Raw genomic sequence first — 15489 nt, forward strand, 5'->3', positions numbered from 1 at the left:
GTGGGTGCAGGGGGAAGGTTACAACCCTTTCTTATCCATCAGCACCGCCAGATCCACCAGACGGTTTGAGAATCCCCACTCGTTGTCATACCACGCCAGGATCTTCACCATTTTGCCGCCAATCACGAGGGTGGAGAGCCCGTCGATAATTGACGAGCGCGGGTCGCCCTGATAATCACTGGAAACCAGCGGTTCATCGCTGTAACCCAGAATGCCTTTCAGGGGGCCACTGGCAGCGGCTTTCCGGAAGGCGTCATTCACCTCCTCGGCGGTAACGTCACGGCTCAGGGTTACCGTCAAATCCACAATCGACACCACCGGAACCGGCACGCGCAGGGAATACCCGGTCAGTTTACCGTCAAGTGAGGGGATCACTTTCCCCAGCGCTTTCGCCGCACCGCTGGAGTAAGGCACAATCGACAGCGCTGCCGCACGTGCACCGCGCAGATCCTTCTCTGGCTGATCGTGCAGTGCCTGACTGTTGGTATAAGCGTGCGTTGTGTTCATCAGGCCATGCTCAATACCGAACTGCTGATGCAGAACCTGAGCGGCGGGGGCCAGGCCATTGGTCGTACAACTGCCGTTACTCACTACGTAATGCTGAGCCGGATCGTACTGTTCATGGTTGACGCCCATGACCACCGTCAGGTCATCGTTTTTACCGGGGGCAGAGATGATGACGCGCTTAGCCCCACCGTGCGTGATATGCACGGCTGCTTTTTCCCGCTCCGTAAAGAAGCCTGTGGCTTCTATAACCACGTCAACGCCGGCGTCACGCCACGCGATATTCGCCGGATCGCGTTCGCTAAAGACGACGATCCGCTGGCCATCGACCTGCAGCGCACCGTCCGCGGCTTCAACGGGAGCCGGCAGCGTGCCGAGAAGGGAATCATGTTTGAGCAGATGGGCGAGGGTTTTGCTGTCCGTCAGATCGTTAATTGCCACAATCTGCACATCCGGGTTACCCAGCGCCGCGCGCAGGAAATTACGTCCGATACGGCCGAAACCGTTAATGCCGACCTTAACCATAGTGCACTCCTTATCTCTGTTGTCTGGAGTCACTGTAGGCGTCAGGCCGGATGGCGTAAACGACAAAAAAGGATCACATTATGCCATTTTGCGACAGTGGAAGCGCTGACGATACTCGCCAGGCGTGAGGTGGAGTTGTTTCTCAAAGACGCGACGCAAATTGATGCTGCTGCCAAACCCGCTCTGCTCAGCAATGCGTTCGAGAGGGTCGCTGGTCTGTTCAAGCAGTTGCCGGGCGGCGGCAAGGCGTGCTTCGGTGACATAACGCGCCGGAGAGGCGCCCGTTTCACGGGTGAACACGCGGGTGAAATTGCGTGGGCTCATCGCCGCTTTTTGCGCCAGATTTTCCACGCACAGGTCAGCGGTCAGGTTCTCCAGGATCCAGGTTTGCAGGTCGCTTATCGGGCCGGAGGTGCCGGGCTGCTGAAGATTATAGCGACTGAACTGCAGCTGCCCGCCGGGGCGGCGCAGATACATCACCATATCCTGCGCCACCTCGCGAGCGAGGGTAAAACCGTAATCGTCTTCCACCAGCGCCAGGGTCAAATCAAACCCGGAGCTAACCCCACCGGAGGTCCAGATGGGACCGTCCTGAATATACAGCGGGCCACCTTCCACGTGGATGGCCGGGTACTGGGTTTGCAGGGTCTCCAGCAGCCGCCAGTGGGTGGTCGCCCGGCGTCCATCAAGCAGGCCAGTCTGGGCCAGCAGCATCGCGCCGCCGCAAATGGAGGCTATCCGCCGCGCGTGTGGCGCAGCCAGGTGCAGCCAGTCCACCACCGCCGTGCTCTCCTGCTCGTTCATTCCGCGGCCGGTGATAATAATCGTATCAAGCGGTTCACGCGGATCCAGCTCCGGCAGGCGATAATCCGCCAGCAGATTCAGGCCGGACTGGCCGTGGATCACCTGGTGAGGCTGGGTGGTGGCGATGATAATGCGGTAACAGGGATGGGCTAGGCCTTCCGGATGCAGCCGGTTCGCCTGCATCAGAATGTCTGCGATACCGGCGGCTTCAAACAGCATGCCGCCGTCAGGGACGATAATCAGGATCTTCTTCATGTCCTGAAAAGTACCTTTATTGCAAAATAAGTCAAGCTGCGAACGAGAGGGAGATCTCGCGCTGCTCGCGTTTCTGGCAAAGCAAAGCGATATAAGTTCTTTGTTATTTCAGGCGTTTTCCCCGATCGTCAGGGCATTCTCTCTGGCGAAACGGCGTCTGAAGGCATGGGTAAACGAAGCTCCCTCTATTTACATCCGCAACAACGCGATCAAATTCACCACCTCGCCTCGGGGTTTTTGTGGCGAAGCGAACTGCCCACGTGGATCGTCATCATCACCCTTTACAGTGGCTGGTTTGCCACGCTGGCGTACTGGAAAACGCTGGGATTGCTGCCCGCTACGCTGCTGCTCATCGGATTTACCACCTGGTATATGTCACTCCAGCATGAACTGATCCACGGCCATCCCACGCGGTTTGCCTGGCTTAACGCGCTGTTTGGCACGCTTCCGCTGGCGGTGTGGTATCCGTATGGTCTGTACCGGGACTCTCATCTTGCCCATCATCGCCACGATAGCCTGACGATCCCGGTGGATGACCCGGAGTCGTACTATTTTACCGAGGAGAGCTGGGCACGCTTTTCGCCCTGGCACAAGCGCGTGATCCATGCACGAAATACCTTCTGCGGCCGGCTGTTGCTGGCACCGCTGCTGGATATCCTGCAGACGCTGGCCAGCGCCGTGACGGCGTTTCGCCATCTTCACCTGCGCGCAATGGCAATGTGGCTCGTCCACGCGTCGCTGCTGGCAGCGCTGTTTGCCTGGATGATGCACAACGGTTTCTCGCCCGTCTGGTTTGTGCTGGCGGTAAGTTATCCGGCGCTGGCGCTGACTAAAGTGCGCTCCTTTTATGAACATCGCGCGGCGGATAATCCGCTGGCGCGTTCTGTCATCAACGAAGCAGGGCTGTTCTGGCGGGTGCTGTTTTTAAATCTTAACTACCATTCAGTCCATCACGATTTACCGGGTGTTCCGTGGTATGGGCTAAAAAGCGTCTATCTGCAAAACCGGGCGGCGTACCAGAAGCGTAACCATGGTTTTCTGGTCAGGGGTTATAGTGAATGGATGCGACAGTTCTGGAGGCGGGCGGTCAACGTCACCGCTCACCCAGGGCGTCGACACGAGGGAAGTCATGAGTAACCCGCTGGCGTTTCCGATGTATGCCATCAATCGCGCCGACACGGATGCCCTCTGGCGAGCGGTACAGCACCTGCTTGCCGAACGCGGCGTGCCGGTGAGCGAGGGCGTACCCGATGATTCTCTACTGGCCCACTGGCAGCAGCCCGGGCTTGTCCTCAGCCAGACCTGCGGCTACCCGCTGATGACGCAATTGCCGGACGTACAGGTCGTGGGCTGTTTTCACTACCAGGCGCCAGGCTGCGAAGCGTTTTATTACCGTAGCCTTCTGGTGACGCGCGCCCAGAAGCGCCCCCTGACACTGGCTGATTTTCGCGGCCGATGGGCGGTATGCAATTCTGCGGATTCGCAGTCCGGTTATCACGCGCTGCGAAAAAAAGTGGCACCACTTGTACCCGATGGCCATTATTTTGCCCGGACGACCTTTAGCGGCAGCCATCGTCAGTCGCTGATTGATCTAAAAGAGGGTAAGGGCGATATCGCCGCTATCGACTGTGTGACGTACGCGCTACTGCAGCGTCATGAACCGGCGTTGCTCGACGGGCTGGCGGCGATCGACAGTACTCCCCTGACACCCGGGTTACCGCTAATTACCGCGCACAACACATCCCCTGAAACGCTTAGCGCTCTCCGTGATGCGCTGAACACGCTGGTGAATGCCCCGCAATACCGGGACGTTTGCAAGGCGGTGCTGATCGGCGGGTTCAGTGTGGTGACGCGTCAGTCTTATTCAGTGTTGCTCGACTGACGCGTTATCACATGACCTCACTCACTACCGTTGTTCTCTGCAAGATAAAGCGCCTGCGCGTCGGTGAAACAGCGCAGTGCCAGTGAGGAGACGGGGGCCTGTCGACGCATGATCAGGCCGATAGGGGCTTCGATGTTCGAGTCGGTTATGGGGGTTATCCGGAAGTGGCTGTTCAGGTTCTCCAGCCCGTTGTTCAGCGGCATCACGGCACAGCAGACGCCGCTTTGTACCGCCTGAATGATCTGGAAAGTGGAATCGCTTTCGAAGACAGACTCGGGATTAATGCCGGCAGATTTAAAGCTCACCTCCATATGCTCGCGATAATGCATCCCCTTGGTCAGAAACCCCAGCGGAAATGCCATCAGTTCCTGCCAGGTCAGCGTCTCCTGATCCAGCTGGAAGAGGCGGATATCGTGCAGCAATCCCATTTCGGTTTTTGGCAGCTGGATAATGTCAAACGGACGGGTGTCGATACTGTTCAGGTAGCAAATCCCCAGTTCAAGCTGATTCCGGCTGACGCCGTCGGCAATTTGTTGCGAGGACATTGAGTAGAGGCTGTAGGTCAGCTCCGGGTATTTTTGCGTCAGCTGGCGGATAAAGATCATCGGATCCACGCTGGCCAGCGGCACCATTCCCAGACGCAATTCACCCACCACTTGCCCTTTGCACAGCGAGGCTTCGGCCTGCAGGCCGTCGTGAGCGGCCAGCACCGCGCGCGCCCATGCCAGAATGCGTTCGCCTTCGGGCGTAAAGCCTTCAAAACGTTGCCCGCGAGTAATCAGCACCAGCCCCAGCTCCTCTTCCAGGCTGCGAATACGCATGGAGAGGGTCGGCTGGGTGATGTTGCACTGCGAGGCTGCTTTACCAAAATGCCGGGTCTGATCGAGTGCGATTAAGTACTTTAGCTGTTTTATATCCATCGTATTTCTCTGCGTTGAAAGCCTTACAGCATGCGGATCTCTTTCGAACGCAGGATGAGGCGGACCGGAACCGATTTATAAGACGGCGTACCGCTGTCCTTATCCAGATAATCAAGCGGAACCAGTACGTTGGCCTCCGGGTAGTAGGCTCCGACGGAACCCGGCGCAATGCTGTAGGCCACAACGGTAATGTCTTCCAGACGCTGAACGCTCCCCGGCAGGGCGGTTTCGATATCCACGCGATCGCCATGCTCCAGGCCTGACTGCGCCATATCGTCTTCATTCATAAACAGCACATCGCGACGGCCAAAGACGCCGCGGTAGCGGTCATCAAGGGCGTAAATGGTGGTGTTGTACTGGTCGTGGCTGCGCAGCGTGATCAGGCGCAGCACATTATCGCCTTCACCACTGGCGTTCTCATTGACACCGTCGAAAACCGAAAACATCGCTTTGCCCGTCGCCGTTGGCCAGATACGTTCTGTGGGCGGCAGAGGCATGCGAAAACCACCAGGAATGCGGATCCGTTCATTGTAATTCTCGAAGCCTGGAATGGTCTGCTCAATCAGGTTGCGGATACGGTCATAATCCTCAACCAGCGTCATCCAGTCCACGCGGGTCTCCCGCAGGGTGGCTTGCGCCATTCCGGCGACAATGGCCGGCTCAGCGCGCAGGCGCGGAGAGGCGGGTTTCAGCTTACCGGAAGAGGCATGCACCATCGACATAGAGTCCTCCACGGTAATGGACTGGCGTCCGGTGGCCTGGACATCCAGCTCGGTACGACCGAGGCACGGCAAAATAAAGGTCTCTTTCCCCACCAGCAAATGGGTGCGGTTGAGCTTGGTACCGATGTGAACGCTCAAATCCAGCGCATTCATTGCCGGAAAACCGTTCTCGTGATCGGGCATCGCCACCGCAAAATTTCCCCCCAGACAGATCAGCGCTTTTGCACGTCCGTCGATCATGGCCTGCGTTGCCTGCACCGCATCATGGCCGTGGTGAGCAGGGGGCTCAAAACCGAATACCTCCTTCAGGCGGTTGAGAAATGCCGGTGTCGGTTTCTCGCTTATGCCCACGGTGCGGTTACCCTGAACGTTCGAGTGGCCGCGCAGAGGGCATATCCCCGCGCCGGGTTTGCCAATGTTACCGCGCAGCAGCAACAGATCAGCGATCAGGCGGACATTCGCGGTGCCTTTATTATGCTGGGTGATGCCCATCCCGTAGGTGATGATGGTGGCATTCGATTTTGCGTAGGCCTCGGCCACGGATTTGAGCGCTGCCCGGCTCAACCCGGACTCACGCTCAATGGCCTCCCAGTCGGTTTGCGCAATGTCTGCAGCAAACGCCTCAACGCCCAGGGTGTGTTCAGCAATAAAGGCGCGATCGAGCACGTTTCCGCGTTCGTTCTCCATCTCCAGCAGGTGTTTTGCGATCCCTTTTAACGCAGCGGCATCGCCCCCGGCTTTCACCTGGAAATAGGTGGAGGCGATATCGGTAGAGCTGTAGGTTGCCATCTCAATAACGCTTTGCGGATCCGCGAAACGTTCCAGCGCGCGCTCGCGCAGGGGATTAAAAACGATAATCGGTACGTTGCGGCGAGCCAGCTCATGCAGCGTGCCCATCATCCGCGGATGGTTGGTCCCAGGGTTATGACCAATGGAGATAACCAGCTCCGTTTTATCGAAGTCATCAAGTGAGACGGTCCCTTTCCCGATACCAATGGAACGGGGTAAACCGACGCTGGTGGCTTCATGGCACATATTCGAGCAGTCGGGGAAGTTATTGGTACCGTACTCGCGGGCGAACAGCTGGAACAGATACGCTGCTTCGTTCGAGGCTCTGCCGGAGGTATAAAATTCGACCTGGTCAGGCTCAAGACCGCGCAGCACCTCACCGATACGCTGGAAAGCGTCGTCCCATTCCACTGGCTGGAAGGTATCACTTGCCCGGTCATAGCGCAGAGGATGGGTGAGACGACCGTAACCTTCCAGCTCAAAGTCAGATTTAGCCAGCAGCGAGGACACGCTGTTTTTGGCGAGAAAATCCGTGGTGACGCGTTTACTTGTGGCTTCCCAGGTGACGGCTTTCGCCCCGTTCTCACAGAACTGGAACGTGGATTTGTGTTCTTTATCGGGCCACGCACAGCCAGGGCAGTCAAAACCGTCAGGCTGGTTTGTGCGCAGCAGGGTTGCGGGGGCATCCAGCGTATCCATTTGGGTACGTACCGCAATGGCCGTCGCCTTTAACGCCCCCCAGCCACCGGCTGGGCCGTCATAGTGCCTGATACCGGGAACTGAGCGTCTTTTCTTATTCATACCAACTCCTGACTTGTGCGGTCATGACATCACCTGCGCCTATAAACCACCGGGTTTGCCAATAAGCGAAAACAATGATGGCGTCTGTTACCAGAGGCCAGAGCAAAGTTAAATGCATTGAATTTAATGGCGATATTTTACAGTGGCTTACATGCTAATCGGTGTAAACTTTTAAAGAAATTATAACGAAATTTTATCATTTTTATAATAAATCTTATCTATCACCTGTTCACTCTGCGCTATGGCGAAAGCGAAGCGATGATGAAGTCAGCGTTAAATTTCAGATGAAGGTGGCTGAAGGGCAGGGCGACGAAGACCCCTGCAGACAGGAGGAATCGGTGCAAATTAATCGTCGCTTTAACCAGGAATATGTAGCTGTGCTTAATTGTTAATAGCGGAAAATTACCAGATTAAATCCGAAAGGGAGATTAAAAGACAAACTTATTTTGAGGTGTAAAATTAACTTTTCTCAGTTTCCCTGAAACAATTTCATATATTGAGACAGGTCTGGCTGAAATTGAAAGTTATCTCGATAATGCAACAAATAATTCATATTGGATATATTTTCTTCGCCCCGCATAAAGCCAGATTCTACTAATTATGGTAGTAGCAGTAATAGGGTTATTGCGTTAATGAAAGTGATTCTCTTTTGTGGAATTTCATTTTAAATCAGATGGATATGTGATTTTGGCTTGAGGGGAATAGACGATTTTAGCTAAATCGTATTTTTTTCTCAGATTAATCCTATAATGTCTCGAGTGCTTCATTAACCATCAGTTATGAAGCGGTAAATATTGAATTGGTGGCAAGCTTATGTAAACTTGCTTACCGTTTGTCAAAATATGTCAGGAAGACGCTGGGCCTTATTCTGAAGGGCTCGTGCGGTAGCTATGCCCTTAAATAGTAACGCCCCGAAAATATACTGACTATTTTAACAATAGCACCTAAGTCAAACTTCATCCCCTTTATCTCCATCATCGAAATATCGCTACGGAAAAGCATATGAAAATGCGCGTACTGTTTTCACTTCTGTTTGTAATGGCGGTGGCGGGCTGTAAAGCGCCGCAGAAACCTGTGATCAACGACGACACGATCGTGACCAGCCAGGTCAATGGCGTCACGTTAACCCACCGTCATGCTGTTTTACCTCCAGCAGAGTTTACTCAGCTCAATGAGCCGTATCGTGCCATGTATCCGGCCTCGCTGATGAGCCGTCCTGACTTCGGCGGAAAGGTTATCCGTACCCTGGAAACCGGTAAAACGTATGTGGTCCTGGGTCAGGTTGAGCACTACTGGATGGCGCTTGCCGATGAGGGAAATGATCAGCTGATTGGCTACGTCCCGATGCGCGCAGTGATCAAAGCCGATCAGTACGAAGCGACCGTCCGTAAGCAGGCCCAGCGTGCGAAAGTGCGTAAGAAGGCAACCTGTGTTGATGTGGACGGTAACAGCAAAGCCTGCAAAGACAGCGCTAACGGTACCTGGATCCTGAACTAAACCGCGTCCCTGAGCGTATTTTTATGAATAATAAAAATTTTCATTGGTTGTGGTCCGTCTTTTACGCGGCGATTTTCGCCCTTGTCAGTGGTTGTACGTCGTCTTCACACAGCGACCCTTCCCGCTACAATCTGCAGTTTCAGGCTCATCCACAAATCAATGAATCTGCGCCGCTAAAAGTCAGAGTGCTGTTGCTGAAATCCGATGCGGATTTCATGTCCAGCGACTTCTATTCCCTGCAGAACAACGCGTCAGCCACGCTTGGCGCGAATCTGCTGAACAGCGATGTTTTCTTCCTGATGCCGGGTCAGCTCTCGAAAACCCTGAGTGGACAGAGCTCTCCCGACGCCCGCTACATTGGTGTGATGGCGGAATATCAGATGCTGGATGGCAAAAAATGGCGCGTTTCACTCCCTCTGCCTGTGCCAGGCGAAAACCATATCTACCAGTTCTGGAAATGGTCAGCGGATGAACTCCAGGCCAACGTTTTTCTCGACGTGAATGGCATCCGGGTCATCAGCCAGTAACGCGCTTCATAACAGGAATTACATCATCATGACGAAAGCAGAAAAGGTCGTCTGGACCGAAGGCATGTTCCTGCGCCCACACCATTTTCAGCGGACTGAAAGCTATCTGCTCAACCACGTTCGTGAATGGGGTGCGCTGCAGCGTTCATACCTTTGGGGCTTTCTCGACGTTGAGCTGGACGAAGCGATGCTGCGCCAGGGATGCATTGCCCTGAGTTACTGCAGCGGACTGCTGCCTGACGGAACCTTTTTCCAGGTGCGCAATGGCCGCAATGGTCCGGTGCCGCTGAAAATCCCTGACAATCTCACCAATGAAAAGGTGGTGCTCGCACTGCCGGTTCGCCGTGGAGAGAGAGAAGAGGTGATCTTCAGTGAAGAGCCGGCCTCGCTGGCGCGCTTCATCGCCTTTGAGCAAGAGGTGGAAGACGACAACGCCATGTCGGTAGGCGATGCCACCGTACAGTTTGGCCGCCTGCGTCTGACCCTGATGCTGGAAAAAGATGTAACGGCAGAGTGGACCGCTATCGGTGTGGCGTTTGTGACCGAGAAACGCAACGATAACCACGTGCGTCTCGATAGCAGCTACATTCCGCCGATGCTGAATGCCAATAACAGCCCGCAGATCTACAGCATGATTAACGATCTGCACGGCTTACTGGTACAGCGCAGCCAGCAAATTGGCGGTCGTCTGCGCCAGCCTGGCCGCTTTAATACCTCGGAACTGATTGAATTCACGCTGCTCTCACTGGTGAACCGTCATCTGGGCGAGGTTTCGCATTTAAAAACGCTTCCGCTGCTGCATCCGGAAACACTCTGGCGCAGCTGGCTGCCGTTTGCGACCGAGCTCGCCACCTGGGCGTCTCAGCGTACCGCTGAAAGCGTGCTGCCGATTTACGATCACGACGACCTCGCGGGTTGCTTCAGCAAACTGATGATGCTGCTGCGTCAGGGGCTGTCTCTGGTGATGGAAGACCATGCCATTCAGCTGCCGCTTAACGAGCGTTCTCACGGTCTGAACATCGCGACTGTGCCGGAAACCAGCATGGTGCGTGAGTTCGGTTTCGTGCTGGCGGTCAAAGCCAACGTGCCGGGCGAACACCTGCAAACCCATTTCCCTGCCCAGATGAAAGTGGCGCCGGTCTCGAAAATTCGCGATCTGGTTCAGCTGCAACTGCCTGGCATTATGCTGCGCGCCATGCCGGTCGCACCGCCGCAGATCCCCTGGCATGCAGGCTACAGCTACTTCGAGCTGGAGAAGGGGAGCGAGCTGTGGCACGAGATGGATAAGTCCGGCGCTTTCGCCCTGCATCTCGCAGGCGAGTTCCCGGGACTTGATATGGAGTTTTGGGCCATCCGTAGCCCGACTGAATAATAAAGCGAGCGCTTAATATGCAGGAACGACAGGATACCGGCAGTGATGCCGCGTTTACCGGAGCCAGTAGCAACAATCAGCTGGTGGCGGCCGCCAATCCGCTGCTCAATGCGATTCCGCAAATCCGTCATTCGGTATCACATGACGATCAGGTGGCGTTGCGCCAGCGCCTGATCGATGAGATCCGCCGGTTCGAAGTGCGCTGTCAGCAGGCCGGTCTGGCCTATGAGGTGATCGTCGGGGCACGTTACTGCCTCTGTACGGCACTTGATGAGGCTGCCGCGCTCACCCCCTGGGGCAGCAGCGGCGTCTGGTCCAGCAATGGTCTGCTGGTGACGTTTCATAACGAAACCTGGGGCGGCGAAAAGTTCTTCCAGCTGCTGGCGCGTCTGTCGCAAAACCCGCGCGAACATATTCTGCTGCTGGAGATGATCAACTACTGCCTGCTGCTCGGCTTCGAGGGGCGCTATCGGGTGCTGGATAATGGCCGCACCCAGCTTGAAACCATCAAGCAACGGCTGTGGCAGATGATTCGCGGCGTGCGTGGCAGTTACCCGCCACAGCTCTCTCCGCATCCGGAAGATCGTCCGGTACTGCGCAAGCTATGGCGACCCATGGTACCTCTGTGGGCCTGTGTGGCGCTGGCCGGGTTTATCGCCTGCCTGTTCTATATCGTGCTTAACTGGCGGCTTGGCGATAGCACCAACCCGGTATTAGCAAAAATTTATCAGTCACAGCTTCCCGAAACGACTATCCAGCAACCTGCCCGCCAGCTGCCTGCGGTGCTGAACCTGCGTGGTTTCCTGAAGCCGGAAATTGAAGCCGGTCTGGTTGCGGTAAAAGATGAAGCGGACCGTAGCGTGGTGATCCTGAAAGGGGACGGCCTGTTTGCTTCCGCCTCAACCGTGGTACGTGACCGTTATGAGCCGGTGATAAACCGTATTGCACAGGCCATGAATAACGTCAGCGGTAAAATTCTGGTGGTGGGCTACAGCGACAACGTGCCAATTCGCAGCGCGCGCTTTGCCTCTAACTATGAACTGTCGCTGGAGCGTGCCCGGTCAGTTCAGAAAATGCTGCAGGGAAGCCTCTCTCAACCTGAACGTGTAAAAGCGGAAGGCCGCGGCGAGATTAATCCAGTGGCACCTAACAGTACGCCGGAAAACCGTGCCCGTAACCGCCGGGTGGAAATTACTCTGCTGGTGTCGCCTGAAAATACCCAGGCTGAGCTGAACGGATTGCCGCAAGGAAACTAAGGATGCTGACTACTCTTCTTTCCATTTTGACCAATCGCATTCTGTGGAGCTTCCTGGGCGTCACTGCGCTTGCGGCGGTTATCTGGATGATTGGCCCATTGTTGTCCATCGTGGACACCCGACCGCTCGAATCTGAACAGAACCGCATCATCAGTATTGCGGTGGTTTATCTGCTCTGGGCGCAGGGCCACATTCTGCCGCGGCTGTACAATGCCTGGCTGAACCGCAAGCTGATGGACAAACTCAATGAGAACACCACCAGCCCGGAAGCAGCGGATCCGCAGAAGCGACTGAACAACGAGGAGCAGATCCTCGCCAGCCGTTTTGACGAAGCCGCACAGATGCTGAAAAAAGCGCACTTCAGCAAAGCGGGACAGGGTGCCCAGTGGACGCAGCGCTTTAGCACGCAATATCTGTATCAACTGCCGTGGTACGTCATCATCGGCGCGCCGGGCAGCGGTAAAACCACGGCGCTGGTCAACTCCGGGCTGCAATTCCCGCTGGCCGACCGCTTCGGTAAGACCGCGCTGCGCGGGATCGGCGGCACGCGTAACTGCGACTGGTGGTTCACCAACGAGGCCGTACTGCTGGACACCGCGGGTCGCTATACCACCCAGGAGAGCGAACAGGTTCAGGACGCCGGTGAATGGCTTGAGTTTATGGCGTTACTGCGTAAGTATCGCCGTCGCCAGCCGATCAACGGTGTGATTATTACCATCAGCATTTCTGACCTGCTGACGCTCTCGCCTGAAGCGTCACGCCAGCAGGCGGTCAACCTGCGCCAGCGTCTCTCTGAGCTGCATGAGCAACTGGGTATTCGCTTCCCGGTGTATGTCATGGTGACCAAAGCTGACCTGCTTAAAGGCTTCCGTGCCTGGTTTGCCGATTACGACAAAGCGCAGCGCGACCAGATCTGGGGCTTCACGCTGCCGTGGGAGCAAACCAAACACGCTGATTACGACCTGATGGGTAACTTCCAGCAGGAATTTTCCCTCTTACAGCAGCGCCTGGATGCCGGACTGCCGGAAACCCTGCTGCAGGAGCATGACGCAAAAGCGCGCGCGGAAGCGTATCTCTTCCCGCAGGAGTTTGCCGCACTGCGTCCGCTGCTGGCTGACTACCTGAGCACGGTCTTTGCCCGCTCTAACTTTGAAACCGAATTCTCCCCGCGCGGGATCTATTTCGCCAGTGGTACCCAGGAAGGTATGCCGTTTGACCGGGTGATGGGCGAACTTAACCGTGCGCTCTCCTTGCCGGAAGGTGAAGAGGGAAATCGCTGGGACTCCGTCAGCAAAGAGGCTCCGATTCCGGGGGCGAAAGGGCAGAGCTTCTTCATCAAGAACCTGCTGCAAAACGTCATTTTCCAGGAAGCTGGCATCGCCGGGGAAAACCGCTGGTGGGAACTGCGTAACCGCGCCGTCATTTGGTCCGGCTATGCGGCGCTGCTGGCCCTGCTGGTGATCCTCGGTGGACTGTGGCTGACCAGCTATGCCAGGAACAAGGCTTATCTGGAAGAGGTGGATGCAAAGGTGCCGCTGCTGGATCAGCAGAGCAAGGCGCTGCAGAATCAGCCTCAGCGCGATCTGTTTGACCTTCTGCCCTTGCTGAATGGCCTGGTCGATCTGCCGAAAAGTGACGCGTTTGATGTTAACGATCCGCCTGTCTCACGCCGTATGGGGCTCTATCGTGGGGATGACGTCAGCGATGCATCGCAGTCTCTGTACCAGAAAGCGCTGGACCAGATGCTGCTCCCTGCCGTGGCGATGCACATCACCACCTGGCTGCGCAACGATAACGGCAGCGATGTGGAATACAGCTATGAAGCGCTGAAGGCCTACCAGATGCTCTATCAGCCGAAGCACTATGACGGCAAATTCCTGCACTCCTGGGTAATGCTCAATCTGCAGCGCAACCTGCCGCAGAACGTGACTCAGGCGCAGCTTCAGCAGCTTGAATGGCACCTGACTCAGCTGCTTGAACCGAAAATTCAGGCCTCGCCGTACGCGCAGGATGAATCCCTGGTCGCGCGTGAAAGGGCGCTAATCAACCAGCAGCCACTTTCCACCCGGGTGTATGGTCGTCTGAAGCGTCTGCTGGAGCATGATGAAAACCTGAAACCGGTGTCGCTCTCCGACCTGGGCGGTCCGCAGAGCGAGCTGGTGTTTTCACGCAAAAGCGGCAAGCCGGTGAGTGAAGGCGTACCGGGTCTTTATACCCCGGACGGTTACTGGAAAAGCTTCAACGGCCAGATTGACAGCGTCACCACTGCCCTGCATGAAGACGATGCGTGGGTGCTGGGGGCGACCTCAGCCCAGGAAGATAAACAGCAGATCGATAACGCCGTGCGCCAGCTCTACATGCGCGACTTTATCGCCAACTGGGATCGCTTCCTCGCCGACATTCAGCTTAATAACAGCGCCGATCTCTCCCAGCGTATCAATACCGCGCGTCTGCTCTCCGGGGCAAACTCGCCGCTGCGCCGTCTGGTGCTGAACCTGAGCCAGGTCCTGACGCTTTCACGTAATGCGCCAGCCCCGGACGATGCCGGTAAAGCGCAAGCGCAAAGCAACCGTGCCACCCGCACGCTCGAAGCGTTATTCAGTAATAATGACAATGCCCCGACGCAGGCCGCGGTGGTAACTCAGGCACCTGAACAGCTGGTAACCGATCACTATGCTCCAATGATTGAGCTGGCGCAGCCGCTGGAGAAGGGCGGGAAGACCATCGTCTTTGATGATTTTCTCAAGCAGGTCGATGAACTTTACCGCTACCTGACTGCCGTTCAGGACGCGGCCAACAGCGGCATGCCTGCTCCGGGAGGCGAGGCGATTAGCCGTCTGCAGGCCAGTGCCGGTCGTCTGCCGGGCGGTCTGCAAACCATGTTCAGCAATATGGCGGTGGGGGCCAGCAGTGATACCCAGCGTCGCGACCTCGAAAACGTGCGTAAGCGGATTAACGTCGAAGTCGGTGGTTTCTGCCGTCAGGCAATCGCTGGCCGTTACCCGCTGGTGCGCAGCGCCAGTACGGAGGTCACGCCGGACGATCTCGCGCGCATGTTTGCGCCAGGCACCGGGCTGATGGACACCTTCTTTCGTGACAACCTGACCAATAAAGTCGATACCACGCAGGCGAACTGGCGCTTTATGCCGGGCATTGATGGAAAAACGCTGCCGGGAAGTGAAGGGCTCCTGAGACCGTTCCAGCAGGCGCAATCCATTCGCGATGCTTTCTTTGCTAACGGTGCCACCACGCCATCTTACAAAGTGACGGTGCGTACCGTCAGAATGGATAACACGATCCTTAACCTGACGCTGGATGTTGACGGTCAACTGCTGCGCTACAGCCACGGTCCACAGGCTGTGCAGATCATGAACTGGCCGGGGCCGGGCGGGACCAACCAGGTGCGTATGCAGCTGGGTCTGGCTAACGGCAGCACGGCTACGCTGGTGACGAACGGTTCCTGGGCGCTGAACCGCTTTTTCGATAAAGCGCGTACCAGCCCGGGGGCGGGAAGTCTGAGTCGCCAGGCGACCTTCAACGTAGACGGACATCAGGTTACGCTGGAATTTGCGCCAAACAGTATTCGTAACCCGTTCCAGCTTCCCCGTTTCTCATGCCCATAACCGCAAGGACAG

The 15489-nt window shown here is 56.3% G+C and carries 11 protein-coding genes; 7 read left to right on the forward strand and 4 right to left on the reverse strand.

The window, feature by feature from the left end; genetic code table 11:
• Nucleotides 1-18: 18 nt before the first annotated feature.
• Together gap and BJP35_RS21845 are read right to left on the reverse strand one after the other, a co-directional pair.
• Nucleotides 19-1029 carry a type I glyceraldehyde-3-phosphate dehydrogenase gene (gap, locus tag BJP35_RS21840; RefSeq protein ID WP_040017756.1) on the reverse strand — a complete coding sequence of 337 codons (1011 nt, stop codon included), beginning with the start codon at nt 1027-1029 and terminating at the stop codon, nt 19-21.
• Nucleotides 1030-1107: 78 nt separating this feature from the next.
• Nucleotides 1108-2088, reverse strand: coding sequence for a GlxA family transcriptional regulator (locus BJP35_RS21845; RefSeq protein WP_014170563.1), 981 nt, complete (start codon nt 2086-2088; stop codon nt 1108-1110).
• A gap of 165 nt (nt 2089-2253) precedes the next feature.
• On the opposite strand from BJP35_RS21845, the gene BJP35_RS21850 reads away from it, so the two are divergent.
• Together BJP35_RS21850 and BJP35_RS21855 are read left to right on the forward strand one after the other, a co-directional pair.
• Nucleotides 2254-3225: a fatty acid desaturase gene (locus BJP35_RS21850; RefSeq protein ID WP_086463558.1), complete on the forward strand. Its 972-nt coding sequence runs from the start codon at nt 2254-2256 to the stop codon at nt 3223-3225.
• The gene (locus BJP35_RS21855) at nt 3218-3970 is read left to right on the forward strand and encodes a phosphate/phosphite/phosphonate ABC transporter substrate-binding protein (protein WP_047744824.1); all 753 of its coding nucleotides are present in this window, start codon (nt 3218-3220) and stop codon (nt 3968-3970) included. The genes BJP35_RS21850 and BJP35_RS21855 overlap by 8 nt, the downstream gene beginning before the upstream one ends.
• A 17-nt stretch (nt 3971-3987) precedes the next feature.
• Here BJP35_RS21855 and BJP35_RS21860 read toward each other — a convergent pair whose 3' ends face one another.
• Nucleotides 3988-4890: a LysR family transcriptional regulator gene (locus BJP35_RS21860; RefSeq protein WP_047744823.1), complete on the reverse strand. Its 903-nt coding sequence runs from the start codon at nt 4888-4890 to the stop codon at nt 3988-3990.
• Nucleotides 4891-4913: 23 nt separating this feature from the next.
• Entirely contained in the window at nt 4914-7202 is a 2289-nt protein-coding gene (locus BJP35_RS21865; protein ID WP_063924851.1) for an FdhF/YdeP family oxidoreductase, read from the reverse strand.
• Nucleotides 7203-8204: 1002 nt separating this feature from the next.
• On the opposite strand from BJP35_RS21865, the gene BJP35_RS21870 reads away from it, so the two are divergent.
• The 5 genes from BJP35_RS21870 to tssM are packed head-to-tail and all read left to right on the forward strand — an operon-like array spanning nt 8205 to nt 15477.
• Entirely contained in the window at nt 8205-8699 is a 495-nt protein-coding gene (locus tag BJP35_RS21870; RefSeq protein WP_014170557.1) for a hypothetical protein, read from the forward strand.
• Between the two features lie 23 nt (nt 8700-8722).
• A complete protein-coding gene (gene tssJ, locus BJP35_RS21875) occupies nt 8723-9226 on the forward strand; it encodes a type VI secretion system lipoprotein TssJ (protein ID WP_014170556.1) in 504 nt (167 codons plus the stop codon).
• 28 nt (nt 9227-9254) lie between these two features.
• Complete coding sequence (gene tssK, locus BJP35_RS21880) at nt 9255-10598, forward strand: type VI secretion system baseplate subunit TssK (protein ID WP_020883454.1); 1344 nt, start codon at nt 9255-9257, stop codon at nt 10596-10598.
• 17 nt (nt 10599-10615) lie between these two features.
• Nucleotides 10616-11854 carry a DotU family type VI secretion system protein gene (locus BJP35_RS21885; RefSeq protein WP_086463559.1) on the forward strand — a complete coding sequence of 413 codons (1239 nt, stop codon included), beginning with the start codon at nt 10616-10618 and terminating at the stop codon, nt 11852-11854.
• A gap of 2 nt (nt 11855-11856) precedes the next feature.
• Complete coding sequence (gene tssM, locus BJP35_RS21890) at nt 11857-15477, forward strand: type VI secretion system membrane subunit TssM (RefSeq protein ID WP_086463560.1); 3621 nt, start codon at nt 11857-11859, stop codon at nt 15475-15477.
• The last annotated feature ends 12 nt before the right edge of the window (nt 15478-15489 follow it).

This window comes from Enterobacter sp. J49, assembly GCF_002148625.1.
Lineage (GTDB): Bacteria > Pseudomonadota > Gammaproteobacteria > Enterobacterales > Enterobacteriaceae > Enterobacter > Enterobacter ludwigii.

What these genes read in the sequence shown, in the direction of transcription:
- gap (WP_040017756.1), bottom strand. Translation starts at nt 1,029, where the DNA reads ATGGTTAAGGTCGGCATTAACGGTTTCGGCCGTATCGGACGTAATTTC.
- BJP35_RS21845 (WP_014170563.1), bottom strand. Translation starts at nt 2,088, where the DNA reads ATGAAGAAGATCCTGATTATCGTCCCTGACGGCGGCATGCTGTTTGAA.
- BJP35_RS21850 (WP_086463558.1), top strand. Translation starts at nt 2,254, where the DNA reads ATGGGTAAACGAAGCTCCCTCTATTTACATCCGCAACAACGCGATCAA.
- BJP35_RS21855 (WP_047744824.1), top strand. Translation starts at nt 3,218, where the DNA reads ATGAGTAACCCGCTGGCGTTTCCGATGTATGCCATCAATCGCGCCGAC.
- BJP35_RS21860 (WP_047744823.1), bottom strand. Translation starts at nt 4,890, where the DNA reads ATGGATATAAAACAGCTAAAGTACTTAATCGCACTCGATCAGACCCGG.
- BJP35_RS21865 (WP_063924851.1), bottom strand. Translation starts at nt 7,202, where the DNA reads ATGAATAAGAAAAGACGCTCAGTTCCCGGTATCAGGCACTATGACGGC.
- BJP35_RS21870 (WP_014170557.1), top strand. Translation starts at nt 8,205, where the DNA reads ATGAAAATGCGCGTACTGTTTTCACTTCTGTTTGTAATGGCGGTGGCG.
- tssJ (WP_014170556.1), top strand. Translation starts at nt 8,723, where the DNA reads ATGAATAATAAAAATTTTCATTGGTTGTGGTCCGTCTTTTACGCGGCG.
- tssK (WP_020883454.1), top strand. Translation starts at nt 9,255, where the DNA reads ATGACGAAAGCAGAAAAGGTCGTCTGGACCGAAGGCATGTTCCTGCGC.
- BJP35_RS21885 (WP_086463559.1), top strand. Translation starts at nt 10,616, where the DNA reads ATGCAGGAACGACAGGATACCGGCAGTGATGCCGCGTTTACCGGAGCC.
- tssM (WP_086463560.1), top strand. Translation starts at nt 11,857, where the DNA reads ATGCTGACTACTCTTCTTTCCATTTTGACCAATCGCATTCTGTGGAGC.